The sequence below is a fragment of the Streptomyces sp. NPDC006655 genome (assembly GCF_040703965.1).
GTDB lineage: Bacteria > Actinomycetota > Actinomycetes > Streptomycetales > Streptomycetaceae > Streptomyces.
The window spans coordinates 1-17,515 of sequence record NZ_JBEYJU010000042.1 but is presented as its reverse complement, the minus strand read 5'-3'; the positions used below and the strand labels follow the sequence as shown (position 1 = coordinate 17,515).

The window sequence follows — 17,515 nt, the reverse complement described above, 5'->3', positions numbered from 1 at the left end:
GGGGCGCTGTCGTGGACGTTGCCGAGGAGGGGCCCTCGCTCTGGAGGGGCGCTGTCGGGTTCGTTTCTTCTTGGGCGGGGGGTGCCGTCGCGGTTGCCGTTGCCGTTGCCGTTGTCGGGGTGCGGGTGTCGCGTGGGGGGAGGCCGGTGCCGCCGTCGCGGCGGGTGAAGGCGTCCCAGCCAGGGGGCGGGCTCGCAGAGTTCGACGCCGCGGCCGGGGTGTCTCTGTTGCCGGTCCAGCTCAGGACCCCTCCGCAGGCGTCGCAGAAGGACTGGCCCGGTTCGGCGACCGTGCCGCACTCCGTGCAGTTCTGGGTGGTCGTCATCGCTGCGGTGTCCTTTCGGCGGACGGGGAAGAAGCGGTCACCTGGACCGTGTACGGCATGTGGGCGGGGCGGGCGGCGGCCACGAGGCGTTCCAGGCGGACCTCGTCGGCCGGGGTGGGCGCGGGCAGCGTGAGGTGGACGTGGAGGTGGGGGCGCGGGGCGCCGGGGAACGCACCGAGCGGGCGGGCGCTCCAGGTCGCGCCGCCGCTCTCGGTGATCTCCGGTGCCACCCCGAACGCCAGCCGGACCGCCTCGGACAGGCCGCGCCGGGTGCCCCGGATGCGGTGCAGGTAGGCGGCCGCGGCCACCGCCGCGCGGAGCAGCGGTGCCGGCTCGGTGCCGTCCGTCTCCGCGCCGACCCAGGTGCCGAGCCACTCCGCGAAGTCCAGCGGGGCCAGCGCCGGGTCGAAGTAACTGGGCAGGCAGTCGAGGACGTTGGGGATCGGGGCGATCACGTCGTCCAGGCCGGCGACGAAGCGCAGCGCGAGGTCGTCGTCCGCGAAGACCGCGGGGAGCATCGGGCCGATGGGGGTGGAGGAGCCCAGGCCGTCGATCGAGCCTCTCAACACGGGCCTCCCAAGACGTCGTCGGCTGTCGTCATTCGCCGATCACCCGGACCCGGTGGTCGTAGGAGAAGACCAGGGACGGCGCGTCCAGGTCGATGCGGTCGGTCGGGTCGCCGCGCTTGCCGGTGAGCGGGTCGGCGGGGTGCAGGACGACCTCGTCGACGAGTTCCACGCCGGGGACGCGTTGCAGCACCGCGAAGACCTCGCCGGACTGCACCGGGCGCCCGAACGGCCAGCCCTTGCCGTCGGCGCCGCCGGTCAGCGGGTCGAGGTGGCGGTAGAGGGCGTCGTGGGCCTGGCGGCGGACCCGGTCGACGTCCACCCCGCGGAAGGCGTGCAGCGTGGCGACGACGGTGACGCCCTGGTAGAAGGGCGGCCCGACGGCCAGCCTGGTGCCGATCAGGCGGCGTTCGTCCAGGTGGCGGGTGATGCGGTCCAACAGGGCGTCGCCGGGCACGAGTTGCTCGAAGCGCAGCCGCCCGCCGGGGTCCGCGACGGCCTGCGGGACCACCAGGACCCGTACCGCGTAGGCACCGTGCTCGCCCTCCTCGCCCTCCAGGCAGGTGATCCGGGCGGTCTCCGGGGCGGCGCGGCGGGCCAGTTCCTCGTAGTCCCGCAGGGTCACCGCCCGCTCCTGGGCGCGCAGCGTGATCGGGGCGCGCACCTTGGCCTCGGCGACCGTCTCGCCGTCCACTCCCCCGCGCGCCGCCTCCCGGTTGACGACCTCGGAGACGTACGGGATGGAGGAGCGCAGGATCTGCACGGACCCCCGGGCCACGTTGCCCTCCCGGCCGCCGCCGGTGCGGTAGCGGCGGGCCCGGATGACGGCGCCCTTCGCGGCCACCGCGCCGTACTGGCGCAGCGAGCCGTCCGGTTCGCGCACCGCGGGGCCGAAGGCGATCTCGCCGGTGGTCGCGTCGAGCGTGATGTGCCGGTCGTACGGCCCGGAGGCCGCGAAGTGCGGGACCACCTGCCAGTCCAGCCAGCCGCCCTCGCCGTCGTGCTCGGCGGTCTGCAGGAGCAGCGGCGGGGTGTCGCCGACCACGGGGGCGTGGGCGAGGTGCAGCCGCTGGCCGGGCAGGCCGGTGGACTCGCCGAGCGCCTCGTCCTCGACGGTCTCCGCGTGCACCGCGCCGGTGGTGCCGCCGATCGTGCAGGCCTCGGCGAACCGGACCGTCGGGGAGGTGGTGTAGAAGGGCTGGTCGGGGTGGGGTTCGGTGACCCGGCAGCGCAGCCAGCCGGCCTCCCGGCCGCCGTTGCGGGACAGCACGTGGCCGCCGGGGACGTGCAGCACGACCTCGCCGGGCCGGTTCAGGCCGCCGGTGCCGTCCTGGTCGACCTCGCACTCCCGCCAGCCGTCCTCCGTCCACGCCTCCCACACCAGCGGCGGCTGCCGCGGGTCCACGCCGACACCGTCGACCCTGCTGTCCAGGTCGAGCGCGACCGCGCAGTGCGGGACGGCCGCGGACAGGCCGAGCAGCATGCAGTCACCGGGGTTCGGGGACTCCGTGAAGCACAACAGGTCCTTGCCCTCGGTGAGTTCGTGGGTGAGGTCGACGACGGCCGAGCCGCGCTCCTGCTTCATCAGGTGGCGCAGTTCGCTCGGCACGATCGCCAGGTCGCGCTCGGTCGCGAAGACCACCGCCTCCTGGGTCTCGGTACGGCGGGTCGCCACCTCGGTGCCGACCGGCACCGGAACCGTGTCCTCCTGGGCCGCCGACAGCCAGAACGTCACCTCGGTGCGGGCCGCCGACGGCGGGAAGAGCGTGATGCCGACCAGGTCCAGGAAGGCCAGGTGGTTCTTCTCCGGGACCCGGTTGAGCCGGTACACGATCTGGTCGGCCATGTGCGCGACCGTCTCCACCAGCGTGATGCCGGGGTCGGAGACGTTGTGGTCGGTCCACTCCGGCGCGCGCTGCTGGATGTAACGCTTGGCGTCGTCGACGAACTGCTGGAAGCGCCGGTCGTCGAGGTTCGGGGAGGGCAGGGCCATCGGGGATCAGCGGTCGCTTTCCGAGGAGTCCGAGGAGGCGGGCGGCAGGTCCGGCTCGTCGTGGGACGGGATGACGTAGAAGGGGAAGACCAGGCTGCGCGGGTTGTTGGTGCCGCGGATCGAGTAGCGGACGTCGATCATCAGCACGCTCGGGTCGGCCCCGGTGCCGACCTCGACGTCCTCGACCTCGATCCGCGGCTCCCAGCGGTCCAGGCTGGTGTACACCTCGTGCTGGATCCGGCCGGCGGTCTGTTCGTTGACCGGTGCGAAGACCAGGTCGTGGATGGCGCAGCCGAACTCCGGGCGCATCGGGCGTTCGCCGGGGGCCGTGGACAGCACGAGCCGGATGGCCTCCTCGACCTCCTTCTCGCCGCTGACCAGGGCGATACCGCCGGTGGGGCCGATCCGCAGCGGGAAGGACCAGCCCGAGCCCACGAACTGTTCTGCCATCAGTTCCGCACCCGCCCCTCGGGGAGGACCTCGTGCCCGCTCATGCCGGGATCACCATCACCGTCAGTCCGCCCATCATCAGGTTGCCGAGCACCGGCACCTCGGGGGCCTGGATCGCCACGGTGGCCAGGGAGCTGATCGCGACGGCGGCGTTGCCGCGCAGCGACAGGGCCGCGTTCGCCATCAGGTTCACGGCGGCGGCGTTCACGGTGACCGCGCCCGCGGGGGACTTGATGTCGACGAGTTCCGCGCTCTGCAGGGAGAGCGGTCCGCCGCTCCTGATGCTGAGCGCGCCGCCCGCCTTCAGGGACAGGTTCGCGCCGGCCTCGACCGACACCGACCTGCTGCCCTTGATGGAGACGCTGCCCTTGCTGTCCACGGTGATCTCGGTCTTCTGCCGGTCGAGATGGACGGTCAGCTTGTCGTCGCCGCTGGCCAGCCGGACGCCCTGTTTGCGGCCCCGCTGGTCGAGCAGGTCCATGCGGTTGCCGACGCGGTCGGAGATCGTGTGCCGGGTGGCGCGGCCGCGCATGCCGTCGTGCAGCGGTACGTCCCTGACCCGGGTCGGCTTGTCCTTGCCGTTGTAGAGGCCGCCGATGACGTACGCGTGGTCGAGGGCGCCCCGGTCGAAGGCGACCAGCACCTCGTCGCCGACGTCCATCGGGAACACCCCGCCGCCGCGCACCCCGCCCATCTGCACGGTCCGCGTCCAGTCGCTGACGTAGGTGTCGTCGAGCCAGGGGAACTTGATCTTCACCCGGCCCTGCTGGAGCGGGTCCTGCACGTCGGTGACGAGCGCCGGGGCCACGCTGAGCTGCCGGTCGGAACCGGCGTCGCCGGCCCCGCCGCCCGAGGCCACCCCGTACAGGGACCGCCACTGCCGGCCGCTGACCGTCACCCAGGTCTCGTAGTGCTTGGCGTCGCCGAAGACGTGCCGTACCGAGGTCACCGTGTACTTGCCGGCGAAGGGCGTGCCGACGTCCTTGAGCGCCACCGGCACCCCGGGCCGCAGCTGCGGGTTGCCCCGGACGATCACCTCGACCTCCGCGAACCCGCTCGTCACGTCGTCGGAGAGGGCGTCGGCCGCGAACTTCACCTCGGACTGCTTGTCGTAGGGGGTACGGGTCTCGACCAGCTTGGCCGCCGGGAACTTGGCGTAGGCGTCGCCGGGGGTGGCGCCGATGCTGTACGCCTTGTTCCCGTTGGCCTTCGAGGTCGCGGTGAGCGTCTTCTTCGTCGTCACGTCCCAGCCGCGGGACTCGACGGTGGCGACCTGGTCGGCGGCGGTCACCGCGGAACGCAGCCGCAGGATGTCGTGCCCGGCCTCCAGGACGAAGGGACTCTTGTCGCCGTCCGTGCTGGTCGAGGGCGCCCCGGAGGCGTCCTTCGGCCTCACGAACTGGAACTTGCCCTTCGCGTCGACCGACATCACCATCTCGTTCTCGTCGGCGAGCCGCGCGAGGAACTCCCAGTCGGTGACGTTGCTCTGGCTGATGAACTCGTAGACGGTCTTCGTCGCGTCGATCCGGCCGATCGGCACCCCGTCCTGCCCGGCCAGCTTGCGGGCGATGTCGGAGGCCGTCTGGTTGCGGTAGGCGACCACCCGGCGCTGGCGCATCAGCCGGAAGCCGTTGTCGTAGCCGCGGATCACGGCGTAGCTGCCGGTGCCGTCGTACTCGGCCTCCATCGCGGTGACCTCGCCGGTCAGCAGCGGGCCCGCGGTGTCCAGACCGTCGGACATCGGAGTGAGCACCACCTCGCTGCCGAACTTGACGCCCAGGTCGCCGAAGAGCTTGCGGTCCTTGTCCCGGAAGGTCAGGTGGAAGGCGGCGGGCACCCCGACACCCTGGTCCACATGGGCCTCGACCAGCGCGGACCCCCACACCGGGTCGGACTTCAGGTCCTTCCCGTCGACGGTGACCTTGATGATGTTCGAATAGGCGTACTTGACCATCAGCGCCGCACCTCCTCGGCGGCGGGCAGCACGAGTTCCGTGCCGGTGGGCAGCCGGTTCGGGTCGTCGATCCCGTTGGCGTCGGCGATCGCCCGCCACGCCGACGCGTCGCCGTACTCCCGCCAGGCCAGCGCCTGCAGCGAGTCCCCGGCGACCACCCGGTGCACGCGCTGTGCGGTGAGCGCCCCGGAGGTCGGGTTCTGCCCGGGGGTCTTGGTCGGGATCTCCTGGAGCTGGAGCCGGCAGGTGGCCCGGATGGGCATCCCGCTGGTCCCGAACAGGGTGTACGAGGCGTCGGCGGAGGCGACGAACGCCGTGAAGCGGGCCGTCGAGAACGAGCCCCACTCGAAGACCACCCACGGCGGCGAGGGCCGCTTGTTCGCGATGCTCTGACTGGTGACCTCGCAGCAGGTCAGCAACGACTCGACCTTCTTGAGCACCGTGTTGTCGGTCGGGTCGTCGGAGGAGTCCAGGAAGATCTCCACGTTCATCTGCCGCGGGTACGCGCCGAGGAACTCCGGGAGCGGGCCGTCGCGTTCGATCGGCGCGTACGAGGACTTCCAGTCGGCGCGGCGGCCGATGCTGAGCTGCGCCGGGTTGAAGTCGAAGTGGAAGGACTTGATGAGAGCGCCCGGGGTGCGGCTGCCGCTCGGCGGGGGCTGGTGGATCTCCAGGGTGGCGCGCACGAGGCTCTTGCCGGCGCCCCGGCTGCTGCTGGCCATGTCTTTCTCTGCCCTCTCGTCTCTCTCGTCCGTCTCGTCTCTCGTCCCGCTCAGTCCGTGAAGCCGTGGTGGGTGATCTCCAGGACCTCGGTGGCCACGGCGGGGCTGGCGGGGTCCAGGGAGGGGCCCTGCCAACTCACGGGCAGGACGTCGAGAAGACCCCAGCGGGCGACCTCCGAACCGTCCGCCCGCAGTGCCGTGATCTGGGCGGTGGGGCGCTTGATGCCGGTCTGCACGGAGGAGATCCACTTGGCGACCTTGGAGGTGTCCGGGGTGAGCGGACGGGTCAGCCGGATGGTGGAGAAGGTGACGCGGGTGGGCAGTTGCCACACGAAGCCGTTGTTGCCGCCCTCCTGCCTGCGCTCGACCTCCACCTGCGAGGACAGCCCCTGGCACCCGTTGAAGTAGCCGAGGCTCTCGCCGTCGATGGAGAGGCTGAACCAGATCGTGGTTCCCGGGTCCTGGCGAGCCATCGGGGGCCTTTCTGTGGGTGGGGCGGGTGACGGGCGGTGGGTGATGGGCGGTGAGTGAGGGGTGATGGGTGGCGGGTGGTGGATTGTGGGTGGTGGATTGTGGGTGGTGGATTGTGGGTGGTGGGTGGTGGGTGGTGGGGCGGGGTCAGGGGCGGAAGTCGCGGAGTTTGCCGACGCGTTCACGGTCCCGGCGCAGTTCGGTGCGGACCTGCCGGGTGATCCGGTCGATGATCCGGTGGACCAGTGCGTCCACCTGGTACTCGGTCAGGGCCCGTGGGTCGAAGCCGCCCTCCTCGATCGCCATGTACGCGGGCGGGTCGTCGCCGTCGCCGGCTGCCGAGGCGGAGGCGGAGTACGACGGCGGGGGATCGTCCGGGGGTGAGGACGGGGGCGGCGGCGGAGGTGGCGGCGGCGTCTCGGACTTGGTGAACGGGGCGTGGGGGCGAGTGGGGGTGGAGCCGGTGACCGGGGCCTTCTTCACGGAGTGCGGGGGAAGGACCGGCGGGAGCGAGGTGGGGAGGGTGTCGCGCTGGACGACGGGGGGGTTGAGAGGGGCCAGGGGGAGGGGGGCCGCCGCGGGAAGGGGTGCGGTGCTGCTTCGGAGAGGGACCGGCTGGGAAGGGCCGGAGGCGGTGGTCGCCCGCTGCACGGGGACGGGGAGGGAGGGGGCGGGCGCGGTCGCCGTCCCGCCAGGCGTGGGCGGGAACGTCGGGTGCGGTGCGCCGCCCGGCACGTGGGCGGAGGTGCCGGCGGAGGAGGGGGTGGCGGGGTACCGCTGGACGGATACGGGGGCGACGCCGGGTACGGGCGCCGACGCGCTGTCCGGTGGGGTGGCGGGGCGTCGCTGGACGGGCGCCGGGGGGCGGTCGGTGGTGGGTGCGGGCAGAGGGGCCGGAGCCGGGGCTCCGGTCAGGAACGGGGGTGTGGCGGGGGCGACGGGGGGCTGGTGGAGGGCGCCGGCCGGGATCGTCGGTATGTGGGGGGTGGGTGGGTTCGGGGCGGTCGCCGGAGCAGGCCGGCCGACCGAGCGGTTCGCTGTGCCGGCCGGTGTCTGCCGCTGCACGGGCCGTGCGGGGGACGTGAGGGGGGCGCCGAGACCGAGGCGGGGGGTGCGGGCGGGGGTGCGGGGGGTGCTGGGGAGGCCGGGGGCACGCTGGGCGGATGCGGGGGCCGGGGCCGACGGGGTGGGGGCCTGGGTGTGCGCGGCGGGGGCGGGGGCGGGTGCGGGGGTGGAGGCAGGTGCGGGGGCGGAGGCGGGTGCGGGGGTGGAGGCAGGTGCGGGGGCAGGCGTCCCTGTGCTGTGCGTCGTCCGTCGCTGCACCGGAGGGTTGGTCGCGCCGGCGGCTGCGGGGCGTGCGGGTACTGCGTGGGGCGGTGTCGAGGAGGGGGGCAGGGGGGCACCGAGGCCGGGGCGGGGGGTGCTCGGCGGTGACACGGCGCGCTGCACTGAGGGGGTGTTGCCGCCGGTCGCCACCGTGACGGCCGGTGGGGGCTGATCGCGCAGTTCCCCGCGCCCCTGACGGGGCGCTGTCGTCGCCGTGTCCGCCGGGCCGCTGTGCTCCGGGAGGGGTGCTGTCGCAGCAGCGCCCGCCGCACCACCGTCGCCCTGCCGGGACACGGACGGCACCGCGCCCGACGGGCCCTCGTGGCGCTGGACGGACACAGCCGACGCCGGCGCTGCGGCAGCACCGGCCGCGCCACCGTCCCCCTGACGGGACACCGCCGACGCCGTGCCCGCCGAGCCACCCCGGCTCTGCGAAGGCGCCCCCGGCCCAACACCAGCCGGACCACCCACACCCTGACCCGACACCGACGGCACCACAGCCGCCGAGGCGCCATCGCCCGGACGGGACTGCGACGACGCCGCGCCCGACGCGCCGCCCTGGCGCTGAACGGACACCGGTGACGCCCCGCCTGTCGAGCCACCTCGGTTCTGCGAAGGCACTCCGGCCGCAGCACCAGCCGGACCACTCACGCCCTGACCCGACACCGACGGCACCACACCCGACGCGCCGCCCTGGCGCTGAACGGACACCGGCGACGCCCCACCCGACGCGCCACCCCGACCCTGCAACGGCGCCCCCGGCACAGCACCAGCCGGACCACTCACGCCCTGACCCGACACCGACGGCACCGCGCCCGACGCTCCGCCCTGGCGCTGAACGGACACCCGCGACGCCCCACCCGACGCGCCACCCCGACCCTGCGAAGGCGCCCCCGGCGCAACACCAGCCGGACCATGCACACCCTGGCCCGACACCGACGGCACCGCAGCCGCCGAGGCGCCGTCACCCGGACGGGACTCCGACGACGACGCGCCTGACGGGTCCCGGTGGCGCTGAACGGACGCCTGCGACGCCGCGCCTGTCGAGCCACCCCCGGCACGATGAGGCGCTGCGGCAGCACCGGCCGCGTCGTCCTCCCTCTGGCCGGACTCTGCGGACGCCGCGCCCGACGCGTCCCCTTGGCGCTGAACGGACACCGGTGACGCCCCGACTGTCGAGCCGTCTCGGCCCCGCGAGGGCGCTCCTGGCGCGGCGCCGGCTCGACCACTCTCACCCTGACCCGACGCCGACGGCACCGCTGCCGCCGTGCCGTGTCGGCGCTGGACGGAGACCGTTGGCGGCCCGCCTGTCGAGCCGGCCTGTGCCTGAAGCGGCGCGGCAGGGGCCCGGCCGGGGGCGTCCTTACGGGGCGTTGTCGTCGGGGTGGGGTTCGAGGGGGCGCTCGTCGGCTGTCGCTGAACGACCGTCGGCAGCGGTGGTGCCGCCGGTGCCGTACGGCCGTTGTCCGAAGCACCGCTCGTCGAGGGCGTGACCGTTGCCGAAGGGGTGGCGCCCGCCGGCCGCCGCTGCACCACAGGCGCGTGGGCTGCCGGGGTCGTACGACCGGCGGGTGCCGGACCCTGTCCCGGGGGGAGGGGAGCTGCATCCGGTGTGGCGGGGCCTCCGGACCGGACCGGCCGTTCTCCGCTCACCGGAGCCGGAGCAGGAGCAGGAGCCGCTCCCTCGGACGCCCGCTGCACCACCGTGTTCCCGCCTGTTCCGCCCCCCGCTCGATCACCCTCGTCCGCCGCCACCGGCCGCGGCGCCGACGGCAACGTACGGCGCTGCGCGGCCGTGGCCGCCGTACTCGCCGGTGCCTGCGTCAGCGCGCTGCGCCGAGGGGTGACAGGAGGTGCCGGTGTGACCCGGGGGCCGGTGGCCGGAACCGGGACCGCCGGGGTCGACTGCGGCGCCCATGCCACCGGCACCGCACCCGAAGCCGTAGGGGCAGGCGCGGACGCGGACCGCTGGACGGCGGGCGTAGCGCCCTTGACCGGCGCGGTGGCGGGCGTCGGCGGCGTCGCCGCACTCCCCCCGTCCCCTCCGCGCCGCCCCACCAGCGGCGCCCGCTGCACCGCAGCCGCCACCAGCCCTCGCGGGCCGCCCCCACCGCCGGAGCCCCTCGCACCACGTGCACCGCTCGCACTACCCACCTGCGCCGGACCGACCGGACCGGCCGAACCACCCCCGACCGCGCGCAACGGCACCACCGGGACCGCCGCCCCACGGCCGCCCACCGGCCCCGTCGGCCCCGCCAACGGCAGTGCCTGCGCAGGGCGTTCGAGACCGCCCAACGCTCCCGCTCCGGTCAGCCCCGTGGCGCCGCCGCCGGCCAGGGTCGCGCTCGACTCGCCGTCCAGGACCGCGTGTGAGCGGGTGCCCATGAACGACGGGTTCTGCCACGTCGGCAGCCGCCCGCCGAACCCCGAGTCCGCGACCGGACCACCCGTCCCGAGCGCACGCTGAATCGGCGGCAGCCCCGACCAGGCCGCCGCCACCACGGGACGCGACACCCCACCACGAACCTCGTCCCCGACCGAACCCGAACCCGGCGCCGAACCCGAACCCGAAGCCGAACCCGGCGCCGAACCCGAACCCGGCGCCGAACCCGAACCCGAAGCCGGACCCTCAACCGCGCCCGAAGCCCCACCCCCGGCATCGCCGCTCCCGGTGCCGCCGTCGCGTCGTCCCCGTGCTCGGTCCCAGAAGCCCACCGTTCAGCCCTCCGTACCGGCGGCGGCAGCCGCCCTGGTCACCAGGGACGCGATCTCGGCCGTGTAGCGGCGGCGGTCGGCGTGCTCCAGGTCCAGGATGTCCTCGAGGTTCCAGTGGAAGTGGTAGGCGACGTACGCGATCTCCTCGTGCAGCCGGTCGGTCGCGTACGTCACGATTCCCCCAGGCGGCTCCCGCCGAGTTCCACCTCGAAGGGCTCCGAGCAGTGCGGGCAGTTGACCGCGGCCCGGGTGTGGCCCTCCGCGTTGATCTGGCGGTAGAAGTCCTGGAGGAACGCCAGGTCGGAGGCGAACATGTTCTCCACGATGCCGTCGTGCATGAGCGGCAGCGTGCCGAGCCGGGTGATGACCCGGCCCAGCAGGACCACCGACAGGAACGCCGGGTTCTCCTGGACGCGGATGTCCCGGAGCGGGATCAGCTCGTCCCGTGCCGTCGACAGCCGCATCACGCCGTCGCGGTGGACGGTGCCCTGCTCGTCGACGTACCCGCGGGGCAGCTGGAACGGGAACTCCGTGCGCAGCACCTCGCGGGGCGCCTCGGGTTGCGGGGCGGCCGGGGGCGCCGTCACCTCCGGTGCGAGCGGCGCCCCCACGCTCCCGGCCCGGCCGGCCGAACGCCTCATTACTCGATGACCAGTTCTTCGAACGTGATGGTCACCGACTCGGTCAGCGCGGACGCCTCGCCCGCCTTGACCGTACTGGTGTCGATCTTGCTGCACCAGGCGTTGCGCAGGTTGTAGCGCTTCACCGGGGTGTTCTGGAAGTCCATCATGATGATGGTGGCGTTCTTGCGGGCCGTGGCCATCTGGCCGTTGATCGACTCGTTGATCCACTGCGTGAACGACGACGACTGGGTCATACCGCGTACGACCGTGCAGGTGCCGTTCTTCTTCACGCCCGGCAGGTTGCGGACGTGGTTCTTCCCGTCCGGCGTGTTCTGCTGGTAGGTGATGACGTCCTGTTCCATCGACAGGCCGCTGACCTCGGCGAGGTACTCGACCATCACGCCGTCGATCTGCAGGCCGAAATTGTGTGATGTGAGGGCGTCACCCGGCTGGAGACTCATGTCCTACTGCCCGTTCTGCTCAGGTTGCTGGAAATGCGAAGTGGTGGGGGACCGGCCGTCCCGCTACTCCTGGAGTTCGCCGCTGCCGCTGGAGAACTGGGCCAGCCGGAAGATCACGAACTCGGCGGGCTTGACCGGCGCGATGCCGATCTCGCAGATCACGCGGCCGACGTCGACCGACTCCGGCGGGTTGGTCTCCTCGTCGCACTTGACGTAGTACGCCTCCTCGGGCCGCTGCCCGAACAGGGCGCCGCTGCGCCACTCGTTGACGAGGAACGCGGAGATGTTGCGCCGGATGCGGGCCCAGAGGTTGTGGTCGTTGGGCTCGAAGACCACCCACTGGGTGCCGATCAGGATCGACTCCTCCAGGTAGTTGAAGTACCGGCGGATGTTCAGGTACCGCCAGGCCGGGTCGGAGGAGAGCGTGCGGGCGCCCCAGATGCGGATGCCGCGGCCGGGGAAGGCGCGGATGCAGTTCACGCCGATCGGGTTGAGCAGGTCCTGCTCACCGCGGGTGATCTGGAGCTCCAGGTCGACCGCGCCGCGGATGACCTCGTTGGCGGGGGCCTTGTGGACACCTCGCTCGGCGTCGTTGCGGGCCCAGACGCCGGCCACGTGACCGGACGGCGGGATCAGCCGGGACTGGCCGGACGACGGGTCGAAGGTCTTGATCCAGGGGTAGTACAGGGCCGCGTACTTGGAGTCGTAGCCGGCCGTCTCCTGGCGCCAGACGCGGATCTGGCGGGCGTTCAGGCCCGGCGGCGGGTCGATGACCGCGACCCGGTCGCCCATCAGCTCGCAGTGCGCGATCAGGCCGAGCTGGACGGCCTTGACGGCCTCCAGGTCGATCGCGCCGCGCTGGTAGGCGGCCATCAGGTCGGGCACCGCCACCATGGATACCTCGTCGACGGCCTCCAGGCCGCCGAAGCCGGTGCGGTCGGCGGAGTCGCCGAGGTAGGTGGCGGGGCCGGGGTGGGAACCGGCGTCCACGACGGGGGGCGCGGACGCCGGTGTCTGGGTCGGGGCCACGAGGGCCACCGTCTGGTTGTCCGGCCGGGCCAGCTGCGCGGCGGGCGCGGCCTCGGTCACGGTGATGAGCTTGGAACGCTCCTTGACCTGCGTGACGACGTAGTTGCGGCCGCCCTTCTTCGCGGTCACGTCGAAGGTCTCGACGGGCTTGCCGCCGTCCTTCACGATCAGCTTGAAGCGCTCGGCGGGGCCCTCGCCCTCCGGGTCGGCGACCTCGACGCTCAGGTCGCCGGAGGCCACCGCGCTCACCGTGAAGGTGCCGAGCTGCTTGGCCTCGCCGGCCGGCAGCGCGGCGGGCGCGGCGGAACCGTTGACGGCGGCGGGGGACGTGGCGCCCTCGGCGGACCCGTCGGCCCCTTCGGAGGTGCCGCCGACGCGGACGACGTACGCGGCCGTGCCGCCGTTGTTGAAGAAGCCGTAGACGGAGTGCGCGAGGTAGTACCCGTCGGTGAACTCACCGAAGGCCGCCACGTACTGCGTCCAGTTGGTCACCAGGGTCGGCTCGTTCAGCGGACCGGTCGGGGCCAGGCCCACGAAGGCCGCCACCGACGTGCCCACCCCCTCGATGGGGCGCGAGCCGCTGGCCACCTCCTCGACGTAGACGCCGGGCGACAGGTAGGACGGCATGCTCTGCTCTCCTCGGGGTACGAGACAGGAACGTCTCCACCCTCACGCGCGAAGCGCGTGCGCGGAAACGTCCTCCGGTGCCTACCAGGGGGCAAGGCCGCTGCCCGGACGGACAGTCCGGGCGGGCGGCCGGACGACGCCACCGCCGGGCCGCGGCACGACTCTGCCCGTGGTCCTGCCCGTTCGGTCCTTCCGCCGGCCACCGGGGTCCGGTAGCGGTGGAGTTCCAGCCGTCCGGAGACGAAGGGAAGGCCGTGCGCGCACACGCAACACGGGACGAGCGGGGCAGCGACGCGGAACGGGCTGGTCCCGCGGTGGCGCCGCCCACGCCTGTGCGACGCATGATGGCCCTCCAGCGGGCGGCGGGCAACGCCGCGGTGGCCCGCGCCCTCGGCGAGGAACAGTCTGTGCACGGCGCCGACCGCGGACCCGGCCCGTCGGTGCAGCGGTCCGCCGTGCACGAGGTGCTGCGCTCGCCTGGGCAGCCGCTGGCCGGGCCGTTGAAGCAGGAGATGGAGGGCCGGTTCGGTGGCGAGGACTTCAGCGCCGTACGCATGCACTCGGACGCGGCGGCGCTGACCTCGGCGGCGGAGATCGGAGCGGAGGCGTACACCTCGGGCTCGCACATCGTGTGGGACGGCAGGGACAAGACCGTCCTCGCGGAGGAGCTGCACCACACCCGTCAGCAGGCGCGGGGCGAGGTGCCCGGTACCGAGCAGGTCCCCGGTCTGCGGATCTCCGATCCCGGTGACTGGGCCGAGACCGAGGCCCGCCAGGTCGCCCGGAGCGTGATGAGCGGACCGGCGCCGGCGGTGCAGCGGGCTGCCGCCCAGGAGAGCCCGGCTCCGGCGCACACGGGCGGACCCGCGTCCGTGCAACGGTCCCCCGGAGAGGGGACGGCGACGGCGGAGCGCCCCGGGGCGCAGGAGACCGCCGAGTCGGCACGCGGCGAGAGTCTGCGCATGCGCGACCACCACGACAACGAACTCTTCTCGGGCGACGACGAACGACTCGCGGACTACGTGCGCCACCTGGCGGCAGAGGACCGGGCGGACATCTACCGCTTGTTGCTCAACCGTCTGATCCGGCATGGTTTCGACGCCCAGGCCGTCACCGTCCAGGAGGTCTGGAACGGTGCCGACAAGCCGCGGTCGGCGCGCCGCGTCCAGGTCCCGCGGGACCTGCACTTCATCTGGCTGGGCGGCAAGCCCGGCGAGTCCGTCGTCTCCAACCTCAAGGCGTGGATGGAGAACGTCGAGGACAGCGGCTGGACGATGACCCTGTGGACCGACATGGGCAGTTCCGGGCTCAGAAACCTGGAGAAGACGTTCGGAAAGCATCTGCGGATCGGCGCCGACAGCGACAAGCTGGTCAAGGAGAAGGCGGGCGCCGAGAACTACCAGCTCTACAGGAAGGCCAAGAGCAAGAAGGCCCTCAACCTGGCCTCCGACATCCTGCGCTACACCGTGATGAAGGAGTACGGCGGCGTGTACCTGGACGTCGACGTCGCGTCGGGCGCCATACAGCTCGAGTCGGCACCCGAGGTGCTGATGCGCAGCGCGGACGTTCCCCTGTTCGCCCCGCGACTGCGCGACAAGAACAGCGTGAACACGGAGCTGGGCCGTGAGGGAACGGATGAGGACCCGACCGCGGAGGAACTGAACGCGGCGGCCACCGCCCGCTACGACAGGGGAGTTCTGGGCAACAACTTCATCCTCGCGCCCGGTTCGGAATTCATGAGCGAACTCCTCAGGAAGCTCCCGCGGCATTTTGCCGAGATGAAGGAGAAGTACGGCCCCGAGGTCATCGAAGGCGATCTCCCCGGCCTGGCCCCCCACATCTCGGGCCCCGATCTCGTGGAGAAGGTCCTCAAGCAGTACACCGGCCGGTATCACCGGGTCATGGAAAAGCCCCACAGCACCCCCAGCGCTCCCGACATGGCCATCGAAAGAGACGAGTTCAAGCACCTGTTCCCGCCGGAGGCCCTGGAGTTCTGGAAGTCGCTGGGCTGGTGGACCCCCGAGAGCGAGAGGCAGCTCGACAGCACCCCCGGTCTGAGCAGGACGCAGTCGCTGCTGCGGGCCCTGCGCGTCAAGAAGTGAGACACCGTCGGCCCGCTGCACGGCAGGCTCAGCCGTGCAGCGTGATCGACAGCTTCGCCCCGACCAGTCCGGTCGCCCCCTCCGTGGCCCAGGTCCGGTGCCAGCTCTGGTCGGGCGCCTTGCCGTACATCCGGAAGTACCAGAGCGGGTCGTTGCCGCTGTGCGTGGAGGCACCCTGCGGCTGCTCGCGGGCGTAGTTCTCCATGGTGACGTAGTCGTCGCCGCTGCTCGCCACCACACCGCCGAAGTGGTACACGTAGTGCGGGTCGTCAGCGCCCTCGGCGCGCGCCGCCGTGTTGGCCTGCCGCCGCGCGTTCTCCTGCTCGTCGTCGCCCTGCGCCATCGCGATCATGGCGTCGCCGACCTTCGGGATCGGCGCGTGCTGGTTGACCTGCACGTGGCGCAGCGCGTTCTCCATCGCCTGCGGGTCCTTCTCCAGCAGTTCCTGGAAGAGGCGCGGCAACAGCGACGACAGCCGCCTGAAGGTGGCGACGTCGTCGTTCTCCAGGGCGTTCTCCATCGCGGACCCGTGGCCCTCGCCGGGAACCAGCACGTCCAGCGCCTTGCCGAGGGTGACCCAGTACTTCTGGGTGCCCTTGTTCTCCAGCGAGGACTGACCGGTCACGAAGCTCGCCATGTCGTTGCAGCGCTGCGGCAGCCGGACCTCCTGGCCCTTGGTCTTCTCGCCGTTCTTCTGCAGCCGCGCCTTCGGCTGCACCTCGAAGAGCTGGACCCGGCGGCCGCCGCCGTCGAACCGCAGCGACCGGCCGGTCTTGGTCAGCGAGATGCCCCGGCCCCGGGACCTGCCCGGCAGCTTCTTGTTGGCGGAGTCGATCTGTTTGTCCGTCGCGAAGAAGGTCTTGGGCTCGGCCTTGGGCTCGGCGTACGGGACGGCCAGCGTGAAGTCGTCCGACACCCGCAGGGGGACCGAGCCCTCGTACACGTAGTGCGGGGTGGGCGGGTCGTGCTGGTCGTACCAGCTGCCCTGGTCGTTCTTCGCCTGCCGGGCGAAGTCCCAGTCGCCGGGAGGCTGTTTTACCGGGTAGCCGGCGTCCCCCGGGTTGATCACGTGGTACCGCTGTACGGGTGCCGCGCCCGCCGCGCCGCCGCCACCCCCCGTCCCGGGTGCCGTGAGGTCGGGGGCGCCGCCCCGGGCGAGTTCGCGGCCGCTGGCGGCGGCCTGCCGCTCGAAGGGGTCGTTCGGGTGGGAGACCTTCGTCCCGTCCCCGGCGTCGGTGCCGGCCACCGGACCTGCGGACTGCTGCCAGACGTGGGTGAGTTCGTGGTACATCGTCTCGTCGTCCACACCCTGTGGACCCACGACGATGTCCAGGCCGGTGGTGTAGGCGCGGGCGCCGTACCGCTGCGCCGAGCGCTGGGCGACGTCCCCCGTGTGCACGCGCACCCCGCCGAGGTCGATGCCGAGGCCGGCCTCGGCGCGCTTCTGGATGCGCGGCTCGAGCGGGCTCCAGGACGAACGCACCGCGTCTGCGACCGCGTCCCGCTGGACGGCGGTCTCCTCCTCGGCGTGCCCGCAGCCGGCGTTGTGCTGGTGCCGGTCGCGCTGCACGGCGCGGGCGACCGCCGCGTTGCCCGCCGTCGCCTGGAGGTGCGCCAGCCGGGCCGCCGTCGTCGGCCGGGAGGCGGACGGGCGGGGCGCGCGGCCCGTGTCGCGGTCCGGTGCGGAACCCGTGCTTGAGCGTGCGTATGCCTGCATGTACCGTCCTCTCGCCTCTCGTCGTTCTACCCGGGTCGGCGTCGGGACTGAAGAGCCGCAGGGGCACTCCTGGCACCCGGCCTTCCGTCCGGACGGCCAACTGAACCGCTCCTTCGGGCACTTGAAGCTGCCCTCGTTCCTGCGACACCGTCGCGGGCCGCCCGTAGCGTGTCGACGTGAGCCTGTGGACCTCCCTGGAACCCGCCTCCGCGACCGTCGATCCGGGCGGCAGCGCGCGCGTACGCCTGCGGCTGCGCAACACCGGAGACGTCGTCGACGAGTACCGCTTCGAACCGGTCGGACCCATCGCCCCCTGGACGACCGTCGAACCCGCCACGCTCCGGCTCTACCCGGGGACGACCGGCACCGTCGAGCTCACCTTCGCACCACCCCGCACACCCGACGCCACCGCCGGACCCAACCCCTTCGCGGTC

13 protein-coding genes and 2 pseudogenes are annotated in these 17,515 nt (G+C 72.7%); 2 read left to right on the top strand and 13 right to left on the bottom strand.

Going from position 1 to position 17,515, the window contains the following annotated elements; translation table 11 throughout:
* From AB0958_RS23965 to AB0958_RS23910, 12 genes and pseudogenes are all read right to left on the bottom strand, one after another.
* Positions 1-325: pseudogene (locus tag AB0958_RS23965) on the bottom strand (zinc ribbon domain-containing protein); the annotation flags it as partial.
* Positions 322-891 (bottom strand): phage tail protein, encoded by a 570-nt coding sequence (locus AB0958_RS23960; protein WP_366892509.1) that lies wholly within the window; start codon positions 889-891, stop codon positions 322-324. The gene AB0958_RS23960 and the pseudogene AB0958_RS23965, both read right to left, overlap by 4 nt.
* 31 nt (positions 892-922) lie before the next feature.
* Complete coding sequence (locus AB0958_RS23955) at positions 923-2,884, bottom strand: putative baseplate assembly protein (RefSeq protein ID WP_366892508.1); 1,962 nt, start codon at positions 2,882-2,884, stop codon at positions 923-925.
* A gap of 6 nt (positions 2,885-2,890) precedes the next feature.
* A complete protein-coding gene (locus tag AB0958_RS23950) occupies positions 2,891-3,334 on the bottom strand; it encodes a GPW/gp25 family protein (protein WP_366892507.1) in 444 nt (147 codons plus the stop codon).
* Between the two features lie 40 nt (positions 3,335-3,374).
* A complete protein-coding gene (locus AB0958_RS23945; RefSeq protein WP_366892506.1) occupies positions 3,375-5,288 on the bottom strand; it encodes a VgrG-related protein in 1,914 nt (637 codons plus the stop codon).
* Positions 5,288-6,010, bottom strand: coding sequence for a LysM domain-containing protein (locus tag AB0958_RS23940; protein ID WP_132888529.1), 723 nt, complete (start codon positions 6,008-6,010; stop codon positions 5,288-5,290). The genes AB0958_RS23945 and AB0958_RS23940 overlap by 1 nt, the downstream gene beginning before the upstream one ends.
* Positions 6,011-6,060: 50 nt before the next feature.
* Complete coding sequence (locus tag AB0958_RS23935; protein WP_132888528.1) at positions 6,061-6,483, bottom strand: phage tail protein; 423 nt, start codon at positions 6,481-6,483, stop codon at positions 6,061-6,063.
* A gap of 145 nt (positions 6,484-6,628) precedes the next feature.
* Positions 6,629-6,964 (bottom strand): hypothetical protein, encoded by a 336-nt coding sequence (locus tag AB0958_RS23930; RefSeq protein ID WP_366892505.1) that lies wholly within the window; start codon positions 6,962-6,964, stop codon positions 6,629-6,631.
* A gap of 3,561 nt (positions 6,965-10,525) precedes the next feature.
* Positions 10,526-10,696 (bottom strand): DUF6760 family protein, encoded by a 171-nt coding sequence (locus AB0958_RS23925; protein ID WP_165939330.1) that lies wholly within the window; start codon positions 10,694-10,696, stop codon positions 10,526-10,528.
* The gene (locus AB0958_RS23920; RefSeq protein WP_132888527.1) at positions 10,693-11,163 is read right to left on the bottom strand and encodes a hypothetical protein; all 471 of its coding nucleotides are present in this window, start codon (positions 11,161-11,163) and stop codon (positions 10,693-10,695) included. Before AB0958_RS23920 ends, AB0958_RS23925 begins: the two co-directional genes overlap by 4 nt.
* A complete protein-coding gene (locus AB0958_RS23915; RefSeq protein ID WP_046726369.1) occupies positions 11,163-11,606 on the bottom strand; it encodes a phage tail protein in 444 nt (147 codons plus the stop codon). Before AB0958_RS23915 ends, AB0958_RS23920 begins: the two co-directional genes overlap by 1 nt.
* 63 nt (positions 11,607-11,669) lie before the next feature.
* Positions 11,670-13,262 carry a phage tail sheath subtilisin-like domain-containing protein gene (locus AB0958_RS23910; protein WP_366892504.1) on the bottom strand — a complete coding sequence of 531 codons (1,593 nt, stop codon included), beginning with the start codon at positions 13,260-13,262 and terminating at the stop codon, positions 11,670-11,672.
* Positions 13,263-13,603: 341 nt separating this feature from the next.
* Between AB0958_RS23910 and AB0958_RS23905 the strand changes: the two genes are divergently transcribed.
* On the top strand, positions 13,604-15,364 hold the full coding sequence (locus AB0958_RS23905) for a DUF4157 domain-containing protein (RefSeq protein WP_366892502.1): 1,761 nt from the start codon (positions 13,604-13,606) through the stop codon (positions 15,362-15,364).
* A 28-nt stretch (positions 15,365-15,392) separates the two neighbouring features.
* Here the strand turns inward: AB0958_RS23905 and AB0958_RS23900 are convergent, their stop codons facing one another.
* Positions 15,393-17,081: a DUF4157 domain-containing protein gene (locus AB0958_RS23900; RefSeq protein WP_366892501.1), complete on the bottom strand. Its 1,689-nt coding sequence runs from the start codon at positions 17,079-17,081 to the stop codon at positions 15,393-15,395.
* A gap of 176 nt (positions 17,082-17,257) precedes the next feature.
* Between AB0958_RS23900 and AB0958_RS23895 the strand changes: the two are divergent.
* Positions 17,258-17,515 (top strand): annotated as a pseudogene (locus tag AB0958_RS23895) (hydrolase); the annotation flags it as partial.